General features: G+C 66.5%; 16 protein-coding genes. 7 read left to right on the forward strand and 9 right to left on the reverse strand.

What is annotated here, in order from left to right:
- Window positions 1-4: 4 nt before the first annotated feature.
- The 4 genes from J2Y49_RS08310 to fumC form a co-directional block, all read right to left on the reverse strand.
- Window positions 5-208 carry a hypothetical protein gene (locus tag J2Y49_RS08310; protein ID WP_310113973.1) on the reverse strand — a complete coding sequence of 68 codons (204 nt, stop codon included), beginning with the start codon at window positions 206-208 and terminating at the stop codon, window positions 5-7.
- A gap of 173 nt (window positions 209-381) precedes the next feature.
- Complete coding sequence (locus J2Y49_RS08315) at window positions 382-1098, reverse strand: DUF599 domain-containing protein (protein WP_310113974.1); 717 nt, start codon at window positions 1096-1098, stop codon at window positions 382-384.
- 97 nt (window positions 1099-1195) lie between these two features.
- On the reverse strand, window positions 1196-1411 hold the full coding sequence (locus tag J2Y49_RS08320) for a ribbon-helix-helix domain-containing protein (protein WP_149223447.1): 216 nt from the start codon (window positions 1409-1411) through the stop codon (window positions 1196-1198).
- 87 nt (window positions 1412-1498) lie between these two features.
- Window positions 1499-2890, reverse strand: coding sequence for a class II fumarate hydratase (gene fumC, locus J2Y49_RS08325; protein WP_310113975.1), 1392 nt, complete (start codon window positions 2888-2890; stop codon window positions 1499-1501).
- Between fumC and J2Y49_RS08330 the strand changes: the two genes are divergently transcribed.
- The 3 genes from J2Y49_RS08330 (at window position 2889) to J2Y49_RS08340 (ending at window position 4103) form a co-directional block, all read left to right on the forward strand.
- On the forward strand, window positions 2889-3101 hold the full coding sequence (locus J2Y49_RS08330; protein ID WP_310113977.1) for a hypothetical protein: 213 nt from the start codon (window positions 2889-2891) through the stop codon (window positions 3099-3101). The two genes, fumC and J2Y49_RS08330, sit on opposite strands and share 2 nt — an antisense overlap.
- Window positions 3102-3149: 48 nt before the next feature.
- Window positions 3150-3398 (forward strand): hypothetical protein, encoded by a 249-nt coding sequence (locus J2Y49_RS08335; protein WP_310113978.1) that lies wholly within the window; start codon window positions 3150-3152, stop codon window positions 3396-3398.
- 489 nt (window positions 3399-3887) lie between these two features.
- Entirely contained in the window at window positions 3888-4103 is a 216-nt protein-coding gene (locus J2Y49_RS08340) for a hypothetical protein (protein WP_149223443.1), read from the forward strand.
- Between the two features lie 38 nt (window positions 4104-4141).
- On the opposite strand, the gene J2Y49_RS08345 is transcribed toward J2Y49_RS08340, so the two are convergent.
- Together J2Y49_RS08345 and J2Y49_RS08350 are read right to left on the reverse strand one after the other, a co-directional pair.
- Window positions 4142-4636, reverse strand: a complete 495-nt coding sequence (locus J2Y49_RS08345) for a GNAT family N-acetyltransferase (RefSeq protein ID WP_310113981.1) — start codon at window positions 4634-4636, stop codon at window positions 4142-4144.
- Window positions 4637-4743: 107 nt separating this feature from the next.
- The gene (locus J2Y49_RS08350; RefSeq protein ID WP_310113982.1) at window positions 4744-5811 is read right to left on the reverse strand and encodes a glycosyltransferase; all 1068 of its coding nucleotides are present in this window, start codon (window positions 5809-5811) and stop codon (window positions 4744-4746) included.
- Between the two features lie 341 nt (window positions 5812-6152).
- On the opposite strand from J2Y49_RS08350, the gene J2Y49_RS08355 reads away from it, so the two are divergent.
- Window positions 6153-7436: a lytic murein transglycosylase gene (locus tag J2Y49_RS08355; protein ID WP_310113983.1), complete on the forward strand. Its 1284-nt coding sequence runs from the start codon at window positions 6153-6155 to the stop codon at window positions 7434-7436.
- A 22-nt stretch (window positions 7437-7458) separates the two neighbouring features.
- On the opposite strand, the gene J2Y49_RS08360 is transcribed toward J2Y49_RS08355, so the two are convergent.
- Window positions 7459-8019: a hypothetical protein gene (locus J2Y49_RS08360; RefSeq protein ID WP_310113985.1), complete on the reverse strand. Its 561-nt coding sequence runs from the start codon at window positions 8017-8019 to the stop codon at window positions 7459-7461.
- A gap of 365 nt (window positions 8020-8384) precedes the next feature.
- Between J2Y49_RS08360 and J2Y49_RS08365 the strand changes: the two genes are divergently transcribed.
- Both J2Y49_RS08365 and J2Y49_RS08370 read left to right on the forward strand, forming a co-directional pair.
- On the forward strand, window positions 8385-9398 hold the full coding sequence (locus J2Y49_RS08365; protein ID WP_310113986.1) for a response regulator: 1014 nt from the start codon (window positions 8385-8387) through the stop codon (window positions 9396-9398).
- A gap of 258 nt (window positions 9399-9656) precedes the next feature.
- Entirely contained in the window at window positions 9657-13172 is a 3516-nt protein-coding gene (locus J2Y49_RS08370; protein WP_310113987.1) for an indolepyruvate ferredoxin oxidoreductase family protein, read from the forward strand.
- Window positions 13173-13276: 104 nt separating this feature from the next.
- On the opposite strand, the gene J2Y49_RS08375 is transcribed toward J2Y49_RS08370, so the two are convergent.
- Entirely contained in the window at window positions 13277-13483 is a 207-nt protein-coding gene (locus J2Y49_RS08375; RefSeq protein ID WP_310113988.1) for a hypothetical protein, read from the reverse strand.
- Between the two features lie 216 nt (window positions 13484-13699).
- Window positions 13700-15670, reverse strand: a complete 1971-nt coding sequence (locus J2Y49_RS08380; RefSeq protein WP_310113989.1) for a PAS-domain containing protein — start codon at window positions 15668-15670, stop codon at window positions 13700-13702.
- 296 nt (window positions 15671-15966) lie between these two features.
- On the opposite strand from J2Y49_RS08380, the gene J2Y49_RS08385 reads away from it, so the two are divergent.
- On the forward strand, window positions 15967-16392 hold the full coding sequence (locus tag J2Y49_RS08385) for a hypothetical protein (protein ID WP_310113990.1): 426 nt from the start codon (window positions 15967-15969) through the stop codon (window positions 16390-16392).
- Window positions 16393-16409: the final 17 nt, after the last annotated feature.

Here is a 16409-nt window from a genome sequence, read left to right on the forward strand (position 1 = left end):
CGTCTCAGGCCGGCAGCGGAACCCGGCAGCTGGAGCAGTTGTCCAGGATGTCCAGGGCGTCCATTCCCGCGATGCTATGGACCTGTTCGAGACGGCGGCGGGCGGCGTCCAGAAGTTCACGGTTGCGGGCAAGCATATCGTTGCCCGCATAGCCATCGCGCAGCCGCATGCGGCGCAACAGATCCTCCGCCTGATCCAGTGATTCCATGATGCTCATTGCGGTACTGGCGTCCATCGTCGCCCTCATCTTCCTCTTCACCGCCCCGGCGTTCGCGGCGCGATCCGTCACATGGCGGTAACACTAACCACCGCAACTCGCTGCCAGGTAGAGGATATTTGGTCGCACGCCGCCAAAACAGAGAAGCTTTTTATTTGTTATTTTCAATTGATTGAATCGTTTCTCTTCAACCAGTCGGTTTGAATGCGGATCACCTTCTCCGTGGCGGAAAATGCCTGACGGCGGGTAAGAACCAGAATGACGCCGCTGCTGGCCGCGATCAGGGGAATTGGCCCGATGATCCAGGCGAGGGCCGCCAGCGCGAAGTAATAGGCACGCATGCCGCCGTTCAGTGCGGTGATGGCCAGGGTCAACGCCTCGCCGATGGTCTCGGCAATGGCCTTGCGGTCCTCGGGGCGAACCGGCGGCATCGGCGCCGAGCCGATCAGGGCGCAGCAGTAATTGTACTGGCGCAGCGCCCAGGTGAACTTGAAGAAGCCGAAGGTGAAGATCACCACCATCAGCAGCATCTTGATCTCAAACAGCTGATGCGAGGTCTGGACGGTGAAGGACAGGTTTGACACCAGCTGCTGCGCCCGCTCCGCCGCACCGAAGGACCCGATCAGGCCGGCCAGCACCAGCATGTTGGTGGAGGCGAAGAAGGTGCAGCTGTGCATGGTGTGGCCGACCAGCTGCGAATCCATGATGCGGTTCTCGCGTTCCAGCATCCGCTCGATCCAGTGACGGCGCACGATCTTCAGATGCTGGTTGACCACGTTGCGGCCAAACAGCAGGTGATCCTGGATGACGGTGAAGCCGACCCAGGAGCCGACGAACCAGACGAAGGCGATGATGTCGAGGGTGGAGGCATCGGGCGGCATGATGGCGGCATCGCGTCAGGTGGCGGAAAGCCCGCACCGTGTACGCCCGCCGCGCGCGGGTGTCCATTGGAGGATACCGGGACTCATGCCGCCGGCGTCATCCCTCCCCCGGCCCGCGGCCCTGCACCGCTTTCAACACATGGACGCGGATCGCGCTGGACAGGTTGCCGGTGCGCGTCTGGTCGATTTCCTCGATCAGGGCATTCACCGACAGGCCGCGCGCCTGCGCCACCGACTTCAGGGCGTCCCAAAATTCTTCTTCAAGGGAAACGCTTGTGGGATGGCCGGCAATCAGTACCGAACGCTTCTTCATGGTCACGCACGCATCGGTTTGCAGGATGGGGGTGGTCAGAGGAAGGCCGGAACGGCCGGGATGGACACCCCCACCCTAACCCCAAGCTTAGCCGGGACCAACCATCCGTTCGGGGCGAACCCATTGATCGAATTGCTCATCCGTCAGGAGTCCGAGTTCCCGCCCGGCCTCCTTTAGGCTTGTCCCTTCCTTGTGGGCCTTCTTGGCGATCTTCGCCGCATTGTCATAGCCGATATGCGGGTTCAGCGCGGTCACCAGCATCAGGCTGTCGGACACCAGCTTGGCGATCCGGTCGCGGTTGGCTTCGATCCCGATGACGCAGTTGTCGGTGAAGCTCATCGCCGCGTCGCTCAGCAGTCGGATCGACTGCAGGACGTTGTAGGCGATCACCGGCTTGAACACGTTCAGCTCGAAATGGCCGGTGGCGCCGGCCACGGTGACCGTGGTGTGGTTGCCCATCACCTGGGCGCAGACCATGGTCATCGCTTCCGACTGGGTCGGGTTGACCTTGCCGGGCATGATGGAGGAGCCGGGCTCGTTCTCCGGCAGGGAAAGCTCGCCGATGCCCGACCGCGGGCCGGAGCCAAGCAACCGGATGTCGTTGGCAATCTTCATCAGCGACACCGCCAGCGTGTTCAGATGGCCGTGAACGTCGACCAGCGAGTCATGCGTCGCCAGCGCCTCGAACTTGTTTTCCGCCGTGACGAAGGGAAGGCCGGTGAAGGCCGCGACCTCCTCCGCGAAGGATTCGGCGAAGCCCGGCTTGGCGTTCAGTCCGGTGCCGACCGCCGTACCGCCCTGGGCCAGCCGGTAGAGCTGCGGCAGCGCTCCCTTCACCCGGCCGATGCCGTAGGACACCTGCGCCGCATAGCCGGAGAATTCCTGCCCCAGCGTCAGCGGCGTCGCGTCTTGCAGATGGGTGCGGCCGATCTTGACGATGTCCTGGAAGGCGTCGGCCTTGGCGTCCAGCGCGGTGCGCAGATGCTCCAGCGCGGGGATCAGGCTGCGGACGATCTCGTCGGCGGCTGCAATGTGCATGGCGGTGGGGAAGCTGTCGTTGGACGACTGCCCCATGTTGACGTGATCGTTGGGGTGAATCGGCGTTTTCGACCCCATGGTGCCGCCGAGTTGCTCGATGGCACGATTGGCGATCACCTCGTTGGCGTTCATGTTGGTCTGGGTGCCGGAGCCGGTCTGCCAGACCACAAGCGGGAAGTGATCGGCCAACCGGCCGTCGATCACCTCGTCGGCCGCAGCCATGATGGCCGCACCCAGCTTCGGGTCGAGAACGCCCAGCTTCATGTTGGCCGCCGCCGCGGCACGCTTCTGGATGCCCAGCGCGCGGACCAGCGCGGCCGGCATGCGCTCCCCGCCGATGCGGAAATTCTGGAGGGAGCGCTGGGTCTGCGCGCCCCAGTAACGGTCGGCCGGAACTTCGATGGGGCCGAAGCTGTCGGTTTCGGTGCGGACGCCACTCATGGCTGGACCTTTCCTGATCGCCGCTTTTGGTCACGGGTGGGACGGGTTGCAATCGCCGCCGCCCCGCCTGATCTTTGAGGCGATGGCCCCGACGGCAAGGGACGCCGAGGGCATAGCAAGCATGAGCGTGAGCGACTCGGCGGAAATCCTCGCTCTTTCCCCGAATTTGTTCTTGTTGCGTTCGCGTTTCTTCCGTACGCTTTCCTGGTGAACCGAAGGGCCGCCGTAAAGCCGGCCATCAAAGCGAATGGGGGACGGAATGGACGATCTTGCACCGGACCATGTCCGCGCGTTCATTGCCCGGACGCGCGTTGCGGAGATGAAGAGCCGCGGCTGGCGCGTTCTCGGCCCGGGGGAGGAAGGATCCATCCTGATGGAAGGACCGATGCTCGCCAGCCGGACGGCGGTGCTTGACGCGCCGATCGGCGGATTGTTCGACGATCTTGTTGCCCGTGCGCTGGAGCGCGCCGACGCCCGCGACCGGATGGTTGCCCGGCGCGCCGCCTGAGCCCGTCCGCTCAGGTTGAAACATCTGCTTACCCATTGATCCGGCTGCGGATTATTTGATTTCTCCGCAGCCGGAGGAGAGCAGATTCACCCCATCTGTATCCTGTCGACCATCTCCCGATGATGCCAGCGGCAAAGGAAGCATCAGCATTTTCAGAGGGTTGAGCCTATCCTATCAGGTTGCGAGGAATGCACCCTTTGGTAGTTCCTCCCTCTAAATCCCCGAGCGCTCTGAGAAACCGGACATAGCGTCGCGTGTTGTCATGGGACACGGCACGCGCCGGGACATCAAGCAGGGAGCCAAAGCCGCAGATTTCAGGCCATCAGCCGACACCTTCGGGGTAACTCATTGGAATGGTCATAGCATCATTACCAAAGATCGGAAGTACCCCCGAAGATACGACCTGCAGCATAGCCCTGTTAGGAAGTCCTTAACCGGCCCGACGGCTTAATAAGTCCATCGGGAACGCTCAGGCCAAGGGAGATTTACATGATCGGCGCCGTCAACTCGAAGAAGATCAACGCATCCTCTGCGGCTCACATCGCGCTTCTCGACCAGTTCATTCGGTTGACCCAAGACACCATCGTGGAACAGGACGATGCGTTCGTCCGCGACAGTCTTGTCGATCTTCTGTCCAACCTGCGCAATGAACGCGCCGACTATGCCGAGATCATCGGCGCGTCCGCACTGAACCGCGCCGCCTGATCCCTGGTCATTCCGGACGGCCCCTCCCGTCCGGTCGGTCAGGCCTCAGCGTCCCCTTCTGCCGCCAGCGCCGACAGCGCGTCGCCGGTCAGCCGGTAGGGAAGCCATTCCTTCATCTGGCGGAAGCCCACCCGGTCGTAGAAGCCACGCGCCGGGTTCCAGTCCAGGACACTCAGATCCACACGACGGTAGCCGCGCTCCACCGCGCGTTGGGCCACCGCGGCCAACAGCTTGCGGCCGACGCCATAGCGGCGGGCATCCGGCGTGACGTAGAGGTCCTCGACATACAGGCCGGGCCGCCCTTCCCAGGTGGAGAAATTCCGGAAGGTCAGGGCGAATCCGACCGGCGCACCGTCCAATTCGGCGATCAGCGCCTCGAACAGCGGCTGCTCTCCCCAGCCGTCCCGGCGGAAATCCTCCTCCGTGGCCTTGACCGCGTCGGCCTCGCGCTCGAACTCGGCCAGTTCGCGGACGAACCGCAGGATGGTGGCGCAATCGGCCTCGACGGCGGAGCGGATGGTGACGGTCGGCATCGGCGGCAGGTTCCCCGGTTGGGACAAAGATAAGGGAGCGGACCATAGCCCGCTCCCCGTCTTTCCGCATCCCCATAGCTGCTGCTCCGTGGCCGCCGCCTGGCAGGTCAGTCGTCGCCGCCGCCCTTCAGGTCCAGGATGCTGCGCAGTTCCTGCACTCGCCTCTCGGCGCTGTGTTCGGCCAGCACCCGCTTACGTGCCCGCCGGCCCAGGTCGGTCAGGTGGTTGCGCGGCAGCATCATCGCCGTGGTCACGTCGTCGGTCTGGGCGGCGACCAGAATCTCCCGGCCGGGCTCGAAGAAGCTGTCCAGCCCCTCCCACTGGTCGGCGACGATGGCGGCACCGCAGGCGGCGGCCAGGAACAGCCGGTCGGAGGGGCACCAGCCGATCCTGCGCTCGTCATCGCGCGCCAGCGTCAGCGCCAGACTGGCGGAAGCCAGGACATTGGCATGCTCTGCCGGATCGAGGTCCGGGAAGGTCAGGATGTTGGAAGCGCGCGGCACCCCGTCCGGCAGGTCGGTGCCCACCAGCACGAAGCGCCGCCGGGTCAGCCGTTGCGCCGGATCGATGAAGAAGTTGCCCAACCCCTCACGAATGCCGTCGGGGCCGGCGACGATGCAGCAGAGGTCGCCCAGATATTCCCGTTTGAAGTCGCCGGGCCTGTCCGCTTCCGGCACGATCCAGGGATAGAGCGGAACCACCGCCTCCGCACCCGCCTTGGCCCGGTAACGCTCCAGCGCCGGCCCGCCGCAGGAGGCGAGGACCATGTCGAAGCCGCCCAGCCCGTCCGCCGGCAGATGGTCCACAGTCTCCCCGGCCTCCAGCGCCGTCAGGCTGACCGGAGCCTCCGGATCGTAGAGCGCGCGGCGCACGGCCTTGGAGTTGCGGACGAGATTGGCAGCGGCGCGGGCATCCGGCCCGTGCGCCACCACCAGCGCCACGCCGGCATCGTCGGCCTGTGCCGCCGCGTCCACCGCCACGGCATCCCAATCGGCATAGGACAGCACGTCGCCGCCGGGAATGGTCCAGGGCGTCGCCGCGGCGGGACCGGTCCGTTCGACCGCGACCACCCGATGGCCGCGGATCGCCAGCGCCTGGATCAGCGCTCGCCACCGCACCATGTGGCCGCCGTCGTGGCGATACCCGTTGGTCAAGCCGAAGATCACGATTTTCATGGCGTCGGCACCTTTGGCGTTCCGTGGCAGAAGGCGGCCCCTTCATGGAAGCGGCAGCTAATCAACGCGGCTGATCGGGGCGGGTTCCGGCATGTGCTCCGGGTGCCGCCTCCCAACGCGAAAGCGGTATCAAAGGACGAAGACCCGCCGGGCGAGGGCCGCGAAGCTGTGGGTACGAAAAGAGATATGGACCGCGCCGCTCCCCGTGCAAGCAGGGCCGCGGACCGGTCGCGATGCAAACCGGGGCATCGTCCCCGGTGACGGTGAATTGGCGGTTGAGCGGCGGGGCCGGGCGTCCTAGGGTCACGCTCCGCCTTTCCCTTCCGATCACGGTCGAGCGCATGCGACTTCCGTTCCGTCATCCCGCCCGCCTCCTTCTCGCCACCCTGCTGATGGCCGGCTGCCAGAGCACCGGCGCCACCGCCCCGGTTGCGGGCGGCCCGGCCGCCACCGGCGCCTCGGCACCGCCTGCCGTCCAGGCGCAGGCCAGCGTCCAGCAGTCCGTCTCCTTTGCCGAATGGCTGGCGGCGTTGCGCGCGGAGGCGCTGTCGCAGGGCATTCGTCCGCAGACCTTCGACCGCGCGTTCCAGCGTGTGAAGCTGTCCGACCGCGTCGTGGAACTCGATTCGTCCCAGCCCGAGTTCACCCGGCAAGTCTGGCAGTATTTGGACAGCGCCGTGAATGAAAAGCGCGTCCAGGACGGCCGGCGGAGGTTGCAGGAGCAAGCGGCGTTGCTTTCCCGCATCACCCGCCGCACCGGCGTTCCGGGCGAGATCCTGGTCGCCTTCTGGGGCGTGGAATCCGATTTCGGCAAGTCGACCGGCAACTTCTCGGTCATCGACGCACTGACGACGCTGGCCTTCGAGGGCCGCCGCGCCGCCTATTTCCGCTCGGAACTTCTGGCGGCGTTGCGCATCCTCGATTCTGGCGACATCGCGCCGGAGCGGATGACCGGCTCCTGGGCCGGCGCCATGGGCCAGACCCAGTTCATGCCGACCGTCTTCCTGCGCAACGCGGTGGACGAGGACGGCGACGGTCACCGCGACATCTGGGGAAGCATGCCGGACGTGCTGGCCTCCACCGCCAAATTCGTTCTCGCCAATGGCTGGAAGCAGGGCGAGCCCTGGGGCCAGGAGGTGCGGCTTCCGGACGGCTTCCCTTACGACCAGGCCGAGTTGAGCATCACCAAACCGCTGTCGGAATGGCGCAGGCTGGGCGTGGCGCCGCTGGACGGCACCGAGTTGGCGGGCGACGCGCCGGCGGCGGTCCTGGTGCTCGCCGGCCATCGCGGCCCGGCCTTCCTGGTGCGCGACAATTTCCGGGCGATCATGCGCTACAACCCGTCGACCAGCTATTCGCTGGCCGTCGCCCTGTTGGCCGACCGCATGACCGGCAAACCCGGCGTCCAGGGCGGCTGGCCGCGCGAGGAACAGGCGCTGAGCCGCGACGAGCGCATCGACCTGCAGCAGCGTCTGGCGTCGCTGGGCATGGAACCGGGCGCGGCGGACGGCATCGTGGGAGCGAACACGCGCAACGCGGTGCGCCGCTTCCAGGCGTCGATCGGTGCGATCCCGGACGGCTTCGCGACCAAAGTGCTGCTGGAGCGGTTGCGGCAGCGGTCGTGAGCGGGGGGTGCTGGGTGGGGGTTTAGTGCATCCGGGCGGACCCGCCCTCACCCACCATCCCACCCCGCACCAATCCCCAAGCCGCCGGCAGCAGCATCGCCGCCACGCCGGCGCCCACCAGCGCGTCGGGCGCGCCGTCCAGCAGAAGCCAACTCGCCGCCAGCCCGATCAACCCGGCACCCAGCGGCAACACATCCTTGCGCGCGCACAGCCAGATCGCCCGCAGGGTCAGCGTGCCGCTCCGGCCAGCGAACAGCAGGGTCGCGGCCGTCACCGTCACGCCGATCGCAAACAGCAGGGCAAGGCTGGCGAGCGGTACGTCGGGCAACGCCATGACGGCGATGCTGCGTCCGGCGACGACCACCAGCGCCACCGCGGCGCCCGCCAGTGCCGCACCCTGCAGGGCCGACAGCCGTGCCCGCCATTCCGGGGCATGGCCCATGCCCGCCAGCGCCACCCCATTGGTCGCCGCATGGTTCAGTACCAGCAGCCCCGCCGCCCACAGGGAAACCGCCTGCGTCGCATCGGCAGCGGCAAGCAGCAGGGCGCCGAGCAACCCATGCACCACCATCGACATCCGCATGGTGTGCTTCAGGTCGCCCGCCCCGCCTGTTGGCCGGGGGGATCCGCCGCCACAGGAACCGCCACAGCATCCGCCGTCCATCGTACCGCCCTTTCACAATCGACCAGGAAACCGGATCATAGGAGCGGTCCGGCGGCCCGTCCATTCCCATCAGCGTATTCTCATATAAATGCCGCCCGGGAGAGACCGGCATCGAAAGGGGTGCGTGCTCCGCGAGGCAACCCTTTCGAAGAGCGGCAGGGATAACCGTGGCTGCCGAAGGGTGCAGGCGACGTCTCATTGGTCGGTTACCCGTCCCCCTCCATGAAATCGGGTCCGGCGAGGCGGATATGGGGAAGACACAGCCGCATCATTGGAACCGCTCCATGACGAAGCGCCCCGCCTCTCCCATCAAAATCCTGATTGTCGACGACAATCCGCTGCTCCAGCGGGCGTTGAAGGACATGCTGGGGCTTTGGGGAGTGGGCCATATCACCGCGGTCGCCAACGGCCAGGAGGCCAAGGATGCACTGCGCCGCGAGGTCTTCGACCTTATGGTTACGGATTGGGTCATGGAACCGGTGGGCGGCGCCCAGTTGATCCAGTGGGTGCGCCAGTCCGCGAACAGCATGCGTCCCGCCATGCCGATTATCGTGCTAACCGCAAATGCCGACCTCGCCACCGTGCGCAGCGCCTGGGATGCCGGGGCGGATTCCGTTCTGGCGAAGCCGGTTCCCGCCGCGACGCTGGCCCGTCGCATCGACGCGGTGCTGAACCGCCGCGAAACGGCGCCTCGCAGCCATAGCGGCAGTTCGGGCGGTGCGGAAACACGAAACGAAGGCCGCACCGACGGCTCCGGCCCATCCTCTCCCCAGCCCGCCGCTTTGCGGCCGGCATCGGGGGGCGCGGCGCAACTGCCGCCGCCGGCCTCATCATCCCTTCCCCCCGCGGCAACGCCGCCGGACCCCGGCGCTGCAACACTGCGCAGCAACGATCCCAAGCGGGTCCGGCTGATGCTGGCGCTCGACAAGCTGGAGGCGGCGATCGACCGCCCCGACCCCATCGGCAGCCGGCTGCGCCATGCACTGTCCGACCTGCAGCTGGCCGCCGCCGGCGATTCCGCCGCGTCGTCGATCGTCGCGTCGCTGTCCACCTGCGTCACCTGGGTAGAACCGGATGTGGAGGGCTATGTCGACGCCCTGCAGGCCCATGCCGCGGCGCTGCGCTGGCTGGTGGGCTCCGACGGCGGCACACAGGCGATGGCGGTGGCGTTGTGCCTGATCCGCACGCTGCGCGCCAGCGTCCGCACCCTGGCCGCCCGCGGCCACACCGACTTCGGCAATTGGCCGGAGGGCGGCAGCCCGACGCCTCCGGGCAAGTCCCCCCTGACGGGACGCTGAGTCCGCTCCCATATCGTCTGGAGAGGGTCTGGGCGAGAGGGAGCGGAGCAGGAAATTCCACAAGGCAGGGCTTTCCATACGCTCCGTTACGGAATACCGCCGGTTGCCGCGCCGTTCCTTGCTTTTTGCAAGAAGGCCGGCAGCAGGCGTTGCGATATAAGACAGCCTTCATTACCTTTTTGCCCAGCGAACAAATCGGCGCCCCAGCACTCCGCCATGGAGTTTGCCAGGCTGCCGACCGATGGGAGGAAATGAAGAATGGCGGCCTCAACCGTATCGCTGGCAACTGTCTCGCTTGAAGACAAGTACGCGCTCGAACAGGGCCGCGTGTATCTCACCGGCACCCAGGCGCTGGTGCGCCTGCCGATGATGCAGCGCCAGCGCGACCTCGCCGCCGGGCTGAACACCGGCTGCTTCATCTCCGGCTATCGCGGCTCGCCGCTGGGCGGGTTCGACCAAAATCTGTGGAACGCCCGCAAGTTCCTGGAAAAGAACCACATCCAGTTCCAGCCTGGCGTGAACGAGGAACTGGGCGCCACCGCCGTCTGGGGCAGCCAGCAGGTCGGCATGTTCAAGGGCGCCAAATATGACGGCGTCTTCGCCATGTGGTACGGCAAGGGCCCTGGCGTCGACCGCTCCGGCGACGTGTTCAAGCATGCCAACGCCGCCGGCACGTCGAAGCATGGCGGCGTGCTGGTGCTGACCGGCGACGACCACAACTGCAAATCCTCCACCTTCCCGCATCAGTCCGAACACGCCTACATGCACGCCATGATCCCGGTGCTGAACCCCTCGGGGGTGCAGGAGATCCTGGATTACGGCCTGATCGGCTGGCAGATGAGCCGCTATTCCGGCTGCTGGATCGCCATGAAGACGATTGCGGAGACGGTGGACACCTCGGCGTCGGTCTACATCGATCCGCATCGCGTCTCCCCCGTCATCCCTTCCGAATTCCAGATGCCGGCCGGTGGGCTGAACATCCGCTGGCCCGACCCGCCGCTGGAGCAGGAATACCGGTTGATGAAGCACAAGCTGTACGCCGCCCTGGCGTTCGCGCGTGCCAACAAGCTGGATCGGGTGGTGATGGAAAGCCCGCGTCCGCGCTTCGGCATCGTCACCACCGGCAAGAGCTATCTCGATGTCCGTCAGGCATTCGACGAACTTGGCATCACCGAGGAGATGGCGGCCGACTGGGGCATCACCGTCTACAAGGTCGGCATGCCCTGGCCGCTGGAGCGTGACGGCGTCCGCCACTTCGCCGAGGGTCTGGAAGAGATCATCGTGGTGGAGGAGAAGCGCGCGGTCATCGAGAACCAGCTGAAGGAACAGCTGTACAACTGGAACCCCGACGTCCGCCCGAAGGTGATCGGCAAGTTCGACGAGCAGGGCGAGTGGATCCTGCCCAGCGCAGGCGAACTGACGCCGGCCCAGATCGCGGTGGTGATCGGCCGCCGCCTGCAGCGCTTCATCGAGAACGAGAACCTCGTCCGCCGCATCGCCTTCCTCGACGCGCAGGAGAAGCAGAAGGCCCATGTGGCGCGCGTGGTGCGCAAGCCGACCTTCTGCTCCGGCTGTCCCCACAACACCTCCACCGTCGTGCCGGAGGGCAGCCGGGCGCTCGGCGGCATCGGCTGCCACTATATGGCGACGTGGCTCGACCGCTCGACCGACACCTTCACCCAGATGGGCGGCGAAGGCGTGCCATGGGTCGGTCAGGCCGCCTTCACCGAGGAAAAGCACATCTTCGCCAACCTCGGCGACGGCACCTATTTCCATTCCGGCATCCTGGCGATCCGTCAGGCCATCGCCGCCAAGGTGAACATTACCTACAAGATCCTGTTCAACGACGCGGTCGCCATGACCGGCGGCCAGCCCTTCGACGGCACGCTGACGGTGCAGTCCATCGCCAATGTCCTGCGGGCGGAGGGCGTCCAGCGCATCACGGTCGTCTCCGACGAGCCGGAGAAATACGGCATCAACAACGGCCTGCCGCAATACAGCAACGTCGAGCATCGCGACGACCTCGACCGCGTGCAGAAGGAGATGCGCGAGGTCCCCGGCGTCAGCGTCCTGATCTATGACCAGACCTGTGCCACCGAGAAGCGCCGCCGCCGCAAGCGCGGCAAGATGGTCGACCCGGCCAAGCGCGTGGTGATCAACGAGCTGGTCTGCGAGGGCTGCGGCGACTGCTCCGCCAAGTCGTCCTGCGTGTCGGTGATTCCGCAGGAGACCGAGTTCGGCCGCAAGCGCCAGATCGACCAGTCCAGCTGCAACAAGGACTATTCCTGCACCAAGGGCTTCTGCCCCAGCTTCGTGACGGTGGAAGGCGGGCAGTTGCGCAAGCCGAAGCCGGCCGCCGCGAAGTCGGCCGACGCCACCACCCTGCCCACCCCCGCTCTCCCCGCCTTTGACAAGACGTGGGGCCTCTACGTCACCGGCGTCGGCGGCACCGGCGTCGTCACCATCGGCGCTCTGCTGGGCATGGCCGCCCATATCGAGGGCAAGGGCGTCGGCGTGCTCGACATGACCGGTCTCGCCCAAAAGGGCGGCGCGGTCACCAGCCACATCCGCATCGCCAACACGCCGGAGGACATCCACTCAGTCCGCATCGCCGCCGGCGGGGCCGACGCGGTGCTGGGCTGCGACCTGATCGTCGCGGCGGCGGGCGACGGCCTGTCGAAGATGACCGCCGGCCGCACCCGCGCCGTCATCAACACTCACGACAGCATCACCGCCGACTTCATCAAGAAGCCGGACATGGTGATCCCGGTGCGCGATCTGGTCGGCGACATCAAGAAGGCCTGCGGCGAGTCCAACGTCGATGCCTTCGATGCGACGAAGCTCGCCACCGCGCTGCTGGGCGACAGCATCTACGCCAACCCGTTCCTGATGGGCTATGCCTGGCAGAAGGGCCTGGTCCCGCTCAGCGAGGAGTCGATCCTGAAGGCCATCGAGCTGAACGGCGTGTCGGTGAAGCTGAACCTCGACGCCTTCCAGTGGGGCCGCCGCGCCGCCGTCGATTTGGCAGCCGTGGAGACCGCCGCCAAGCCCCAGGAGCCGGTGCAGACCGCACCGTCGCTGCTGCTCGACCAGCGCCGCCAGTCGGGCAGCCTGGAGGAGGTGATCGACCGCCGCCACCGCTTCCTGGTCGATTACCAGGATGCCGCCTATGCCGCCCGCTTCCATGCGCTGGTCGACTGGACCCGCCGAATCGAGCAGCAGAAGATCCCCGGCTCCACCGTGCTGACCGAGACGGTCGCCCGCTCCCACTTCAAGCTGATGGCCTACAAGGACGAGTATGAGGTGGCGCGCCTCTACACCGACACCGGCTTCGTCGAGAATGTGGCGCGCATGTTCGAAGGCGACTGGAAGCTGACCTTCCACATGGCCCCGCCGGTGTTGGGCGAAGCCGAAGCGGACGGGGCTGAGCCGAAGAAGAAGACCTTCGGCCCGTGGATGCTGCACGCCCTGCGCCTGCTGGCCAAGGGCAAGCGCCTGCGCGGAACCCAGTTCGACCCGTTCGGCCGCACCGCCGAGCGCCGCCAGGAACGCCAGCTGATCGCCGACTATGAGGCGGTGATGGGCGAGGTCCTGCACGGCCTGACCCGCGAGAAGCTGGATCTGGCGGTGGAGATCGCCAAGCTGCCGATGGAGATGCGCGGCTACGGTCCTGTGAAGGCCCGCAACGTGTCGGTGGCGAAGGCGAAGGAAGCCAAGCTGCTTGAGGCCTACCGCGCGCCGGTCGCCGCCCCGCAGCCGCTGGCGGCGGAGTGAGAAGGCTGCATCGGGTCCCGGTGAGGTGAAATGACACGAAAGCGCCCTCCCCACTCATGGTGGGGAGGGCGCCTTTCCGTTCATCAGGTCCGCCCTGTTCGGAGCTACTTGGCTCCGGCAGTCATCATCCAGATCGCCACGAAATACAGCGCGGTGCCGAGCAGTGCCGCATAGAGGATGATGCTCGGGTGGAAGATGAAGCCGATGGGCAGGATCAGCAGCATCGCCGCTGCAGCGACCAACCCGAGCAGAAAGATGCCGAGGTTGAACTGCTCATAGACGGGGGCGTTCAGGTCGGTATGGGTTGCCATGAGGTATGCTCCATTCCGGTGCCGCGATGCGCGGCGGTGGTCTTGTGTATGAGCACAGCCTAATGATTGGTTGGGTGGGTGGCATTGCGAATTCGCAAGGAATTTGCAGATTCCAACCTATTCGCTGCGACATCCCAGCGGAATCTCCCAACCCGGCGCCACTGAATGCGGACGTGATGGGCGGATGGCATGGCCGCTCCCCTGTCCGGCCCCTCCCTACCCCACCGGAAACCGCAGCACGAAGCGCGTTCCCTTCCCCTCGCCATCCTCCAGCGCGATGCTGCCGCGCATGGTGCCGGTCATGATGTTGGCGCAGATGCTCAGGCCCAGGCCGCTGGCGCCCATGCCGCGCTTGGTGGTGAAGAAGGGCTCAAAGATGCGGGGACGGATGTCGGCTGGGATGCCCTTGCCGTCGTCGGCATAGTGCATCTCGATCCAGCCGGCCGGCTGCTCGCGGGCGGCCAGCAGGATGCGGCCGGTTTCGCCCTCGTCATAGGCATGGACCAGGGCGTTGATGATCAGGTTCGACAGCACCTGCGCGAAGGCGCCGGGATAGCCGTCGACGATCAGGCCGGTAGGGATGTCCAGTTCCACCGTCACCCGCGTGCGGCGCAGGCGGGGCCGCAGGCTCAGCAGCACCTCGTCGACATAGGCGGCGAGGTCGAAGGGACGGCGCTCGCCGCTCGCCTGGTCGGAGGCGACCTGCTTGAAGCTCTGGATCAGGCCGGTGGCGCGCTCCACGTTCGACAGGATCATCCGGGTCGATTCCCACGCAACGTCCAGGAACTCCTGAAAATCGCTGCGGCGGATGCGGTTCTCCTCGAACAGGGTGCGGATGCGGCCGACCTCCTCGCCAAGGTGGGAGATGGCGGTCAGGGTGACGCCGATCGGCGTGTTCACCTCATGCGCCACGCCGGCGACCAGCTGGGCCAGGGAGGCCAGCTTTTCCGCCTGGATCAGGCTGGCCTGGGCGTCGCGCAGTTCGGCCTCGGCGCGCTTGCGGGCGGTGATGTCCAGCGCCACGGTGACGATGTGGGTCACATCGCCACCCTCGTCGGTCAGCGGCATCTTGGTGGTCAGCCAGTCGCGCATGGCGCCATCGCCGTCGGGTGCACGGTCCTCGTGGAAGGGAACGCCCTGGCCGCTCTCCACCACCAGCCGGTCCAGCGCGGCGGCGCGGTCGGCAGGCGGACCGGGAGGCGGGATTTCGGCCGGACCATAGATCTCGCGATAGAAGCGGTTGGTCAGCCGGACGGTGCCGTCGCGGTCCTTCACGTCGATCAGCGCGGGAATGGCGTCGATGACGCCGGTCAGGATCTCCCGGCTCTGGCGAACGGCCTCGTCGGCGATGACCCGGTCGGTGATGTCGGTGAAGGTGCGAACCTGCCCGCCGTCGGGAAGCGGCACCACCCGCACCTCGATGAAGCGGCCATCGCCCTGGGGCCGGGCATAGACGAACTCGCGCTCCGGCCGGCCGATCCGCTCCATCAGATAAGCCGTCTTGGCTTCCAGATCGTCGCCGAAATCGGGGGAGCCGGCCGGCATTTCCACCAGCCGGCTGGCGATCTGGTGGCGCATCACGTCCTGCAGACGCGGCCTGCCGCGCATCACGTCCTCCGGCACGCCCAGTATGTCAAGCGCAAGGCCGTTCCAGGCAATGTAGCGCAGGTCGCGGTCCAGCAGGACGATGCCCTGCCCCATGTTCTCCAGCGTCAGACGAAGCAGGTGGCGTTGCTTCGCAAGATCGTCCTCCGCCCGGCGCCGCTCGGTGACGTCCGTGTAGGTTCGGATGAAGCCCCCGCCGGAGGTGCGCCGCGTCCGAACCTCCAGCACCCGGCCATCGGGCCGGCGATGCTCATACAAGGGCGGATCGGCCCGCAGTGCCCGCTCCAGATGGCGGGCGGCGATGGCTTCGGGATCACCCGGGCCATATTCGCCGTTGCGCGCCAGGAATTGGATCATCTGGGCGCAGTCGGCCCCGGGCATAAATCCCCTCGGCAGGCCGAACAGTTCATAGAGCGGGCCGTTGATCACCTTCACGGTCAGGTCGGCATCGACCAGGATCACGCCCTGATCCATCTGCTCCAGCGCCAGCGCCGACAGATCGTCGCCGATGGACGGATCCGGCCCGATGGTCCGGGTGGTGACGGAGAGGTTCGTCGGAAGATCGGGGATCTGGGCTGGCAAGGTCGGCGCGCCATCCGTCGTTACGCGGGTCCGCAATCGAACGAGCCACTGTAACAGCCGGTTCCGGTCCTGCCGAGCATTCGTCGATGTCAGGGTGTCGCAACGTCGGGACATTTAATGGACATTTTAAGCATTTCGGAACATTTGCCCCACTACCCTGTTTCGAATCGCGTGTGGTTTGTGCAAGATCGAAACGGCCCCATGGCCGCCGTGACCATGCCGCCGCCCGCCTTCCCGCCCCCTGAGGTTTCCACCCCTTGTCCGGACTGGCCGCCCTCCCCGCACCGACCAGCGCGATGCCCACCTCGGGCGTTGCGAAGCTGCGTCAGATGCTGGCGAGCGATGCCGCGGCCGTTCAGCCGATCCGCCGGATTCCCGGCGAGGACGAGCGCAAGCGGAACAAGGAAGGGACCGAGGCCACCGGCGATGCGCTGCAGGGAAGCGGCCGTGCCGATGGCGACTCGACGGCTTCACGCAGCCGCGGCACCGGTGGGTCGGCAGGCGCCTTCACCATCGGTTCCGCCACCGACGACTCCAGCCCGGTCAGTGGCGGTCCCGTTCCGCTGACCGCCCTTCCCAATGCCGGCTATGTCGCGCAGAGCATCCACCAGGAAGCGATGGGCAGCGGACTGACCATCGAACCCTGGTCCGATGCCATCGAAGCCTATCGACGCGCCGACGCCGGGGTGAACACGCCGCTGGTCACGCAGATTGCTGTGTAGCAGGAGTCCGGACCGGC

It is taken from the genome of Azospirillum sp. BE72, assembly GCF_031455875.1.
GTDB lineage: Bacteria > Pseudomonadota > Alphaproteobacteria > Azospirillales > Azospirillaceae > Azospirillum.

What these genes read in the sequence shown, in the direction of transcription:
- J2Y49_RS08310 (WP_310113973.1), bottom strand. Translation starts at nt 208, where the DNA reads ATGGAATCACTGGATCAGGCGGAGGATCTGTTGCGCCGCATGCGGCTG.
- J2Y49_RS08315 (WP_310113974.1), bottom strand. Translation starts at nt 1,098, where the DNA reads ATGCCGCCCGATGCCTCCACCCTCGACATCATCGCCTTCGTCTGGTTC.
- J2Y49_RS08320 (WP_149223447.1), bottom strand. Translation starts at nt 1,411, where the DNA reads ATGAAGAAGCGTTCGGTACTGATTGCCGGCCATCCCACAAGCGTTTCC.
- J2Y49_RS08330 (WP_310113977.1), top strand. Translation starts at nt 2,889, where the DNA reads ATGGCTGGACCTTTCCTGATCGCCGCTTTTGGTCACGGGTGGGACGGG.
- fumC (WP_310113975.1), bottom strand. Translation starts at nt 2,890, where the DNA reads ATGAGTGGCGTCCGCACCGAAACCGACAGCTTCGGCCCCATCGAAGTT.
- J2Y49_RS08335 (WP_310113978.1), top strand. Translation starts at nt 3,150, where the DNA reads ATGGACGATCTTGCACCGGACCATGTCCGCGCGTTCATTGCCCGGACG.
- J2Y49_RS08340 (WP_149223443.1), top strand. Translation starts at nt 3,888, where the DNA reads ATGATCGGCGCCGTCAACTCGAAGAAGATCAACGCATCCTCTGCGGCT.
- J2Y49_RS08345 (WP_310113981.1), bottom strand. Translation starts at nt 4,636, where the DNA reads ATGCCGACCGTCACCATCCGCTCCGCCGTCGAGGCCGATTGCGCCACC.
- J2Y49_RS08350 (WP_310113982.1), bottom strand. Translation starts at nt 5,811, where the DNA reads ATGAAAATCGTGATCTTCGGCTTGACCAACGGGTATCGCCACGACGGC.
- J2Y49_RS08355 (WP_310113983.1), top strand. Translation starts at nt 6,153, where the DNA reads ATGCGACTTCCGTTCCGTCATCCCGCCCGCCTCCTTCTCGCCACCCTG.
- J2Y49_RS08360 (WP_310113985.1), bottom strand. Translation starts at nt 8,019, where the DNA reads ATGCGGATGTCGATGGTGGTGCATGGGTTGCTCGGCGCCCTGCTGCTT.
- J2Y49_RS08365 (WP_310113986.1), top strand. Translation starts at nt 8,385, where the DNA reads ATGACGAAGCGCCCCGCCTCTCCCATCAAAATCCTGATTGTCGACGAC.
- J2Y49_RS08370 (WP_310113987.1), top strand. Translation starts at nt 9,657, where the DNA reads ATGGCGGCCTCAACCGTATCGCTGGCAACTGTCTCGCTTGAAGACAAG.
- J2Y49_RS08375 (WP_310113988.1), bottom strand. Translation starts at nt 13,483, where the DNA reads ATGGCAACCCATACCGACCTGAACGCCCCCGTCTATGAGCAGTTCAAC.
- J2Y49_RS08385 (WP_310113990.1), top strand. Translation starts at nt 15,967, where the DNA reads ATGCCCACCTCGGGCGTTGCGAAGCTGCGTCAGATGCTGGCGAGCGAT.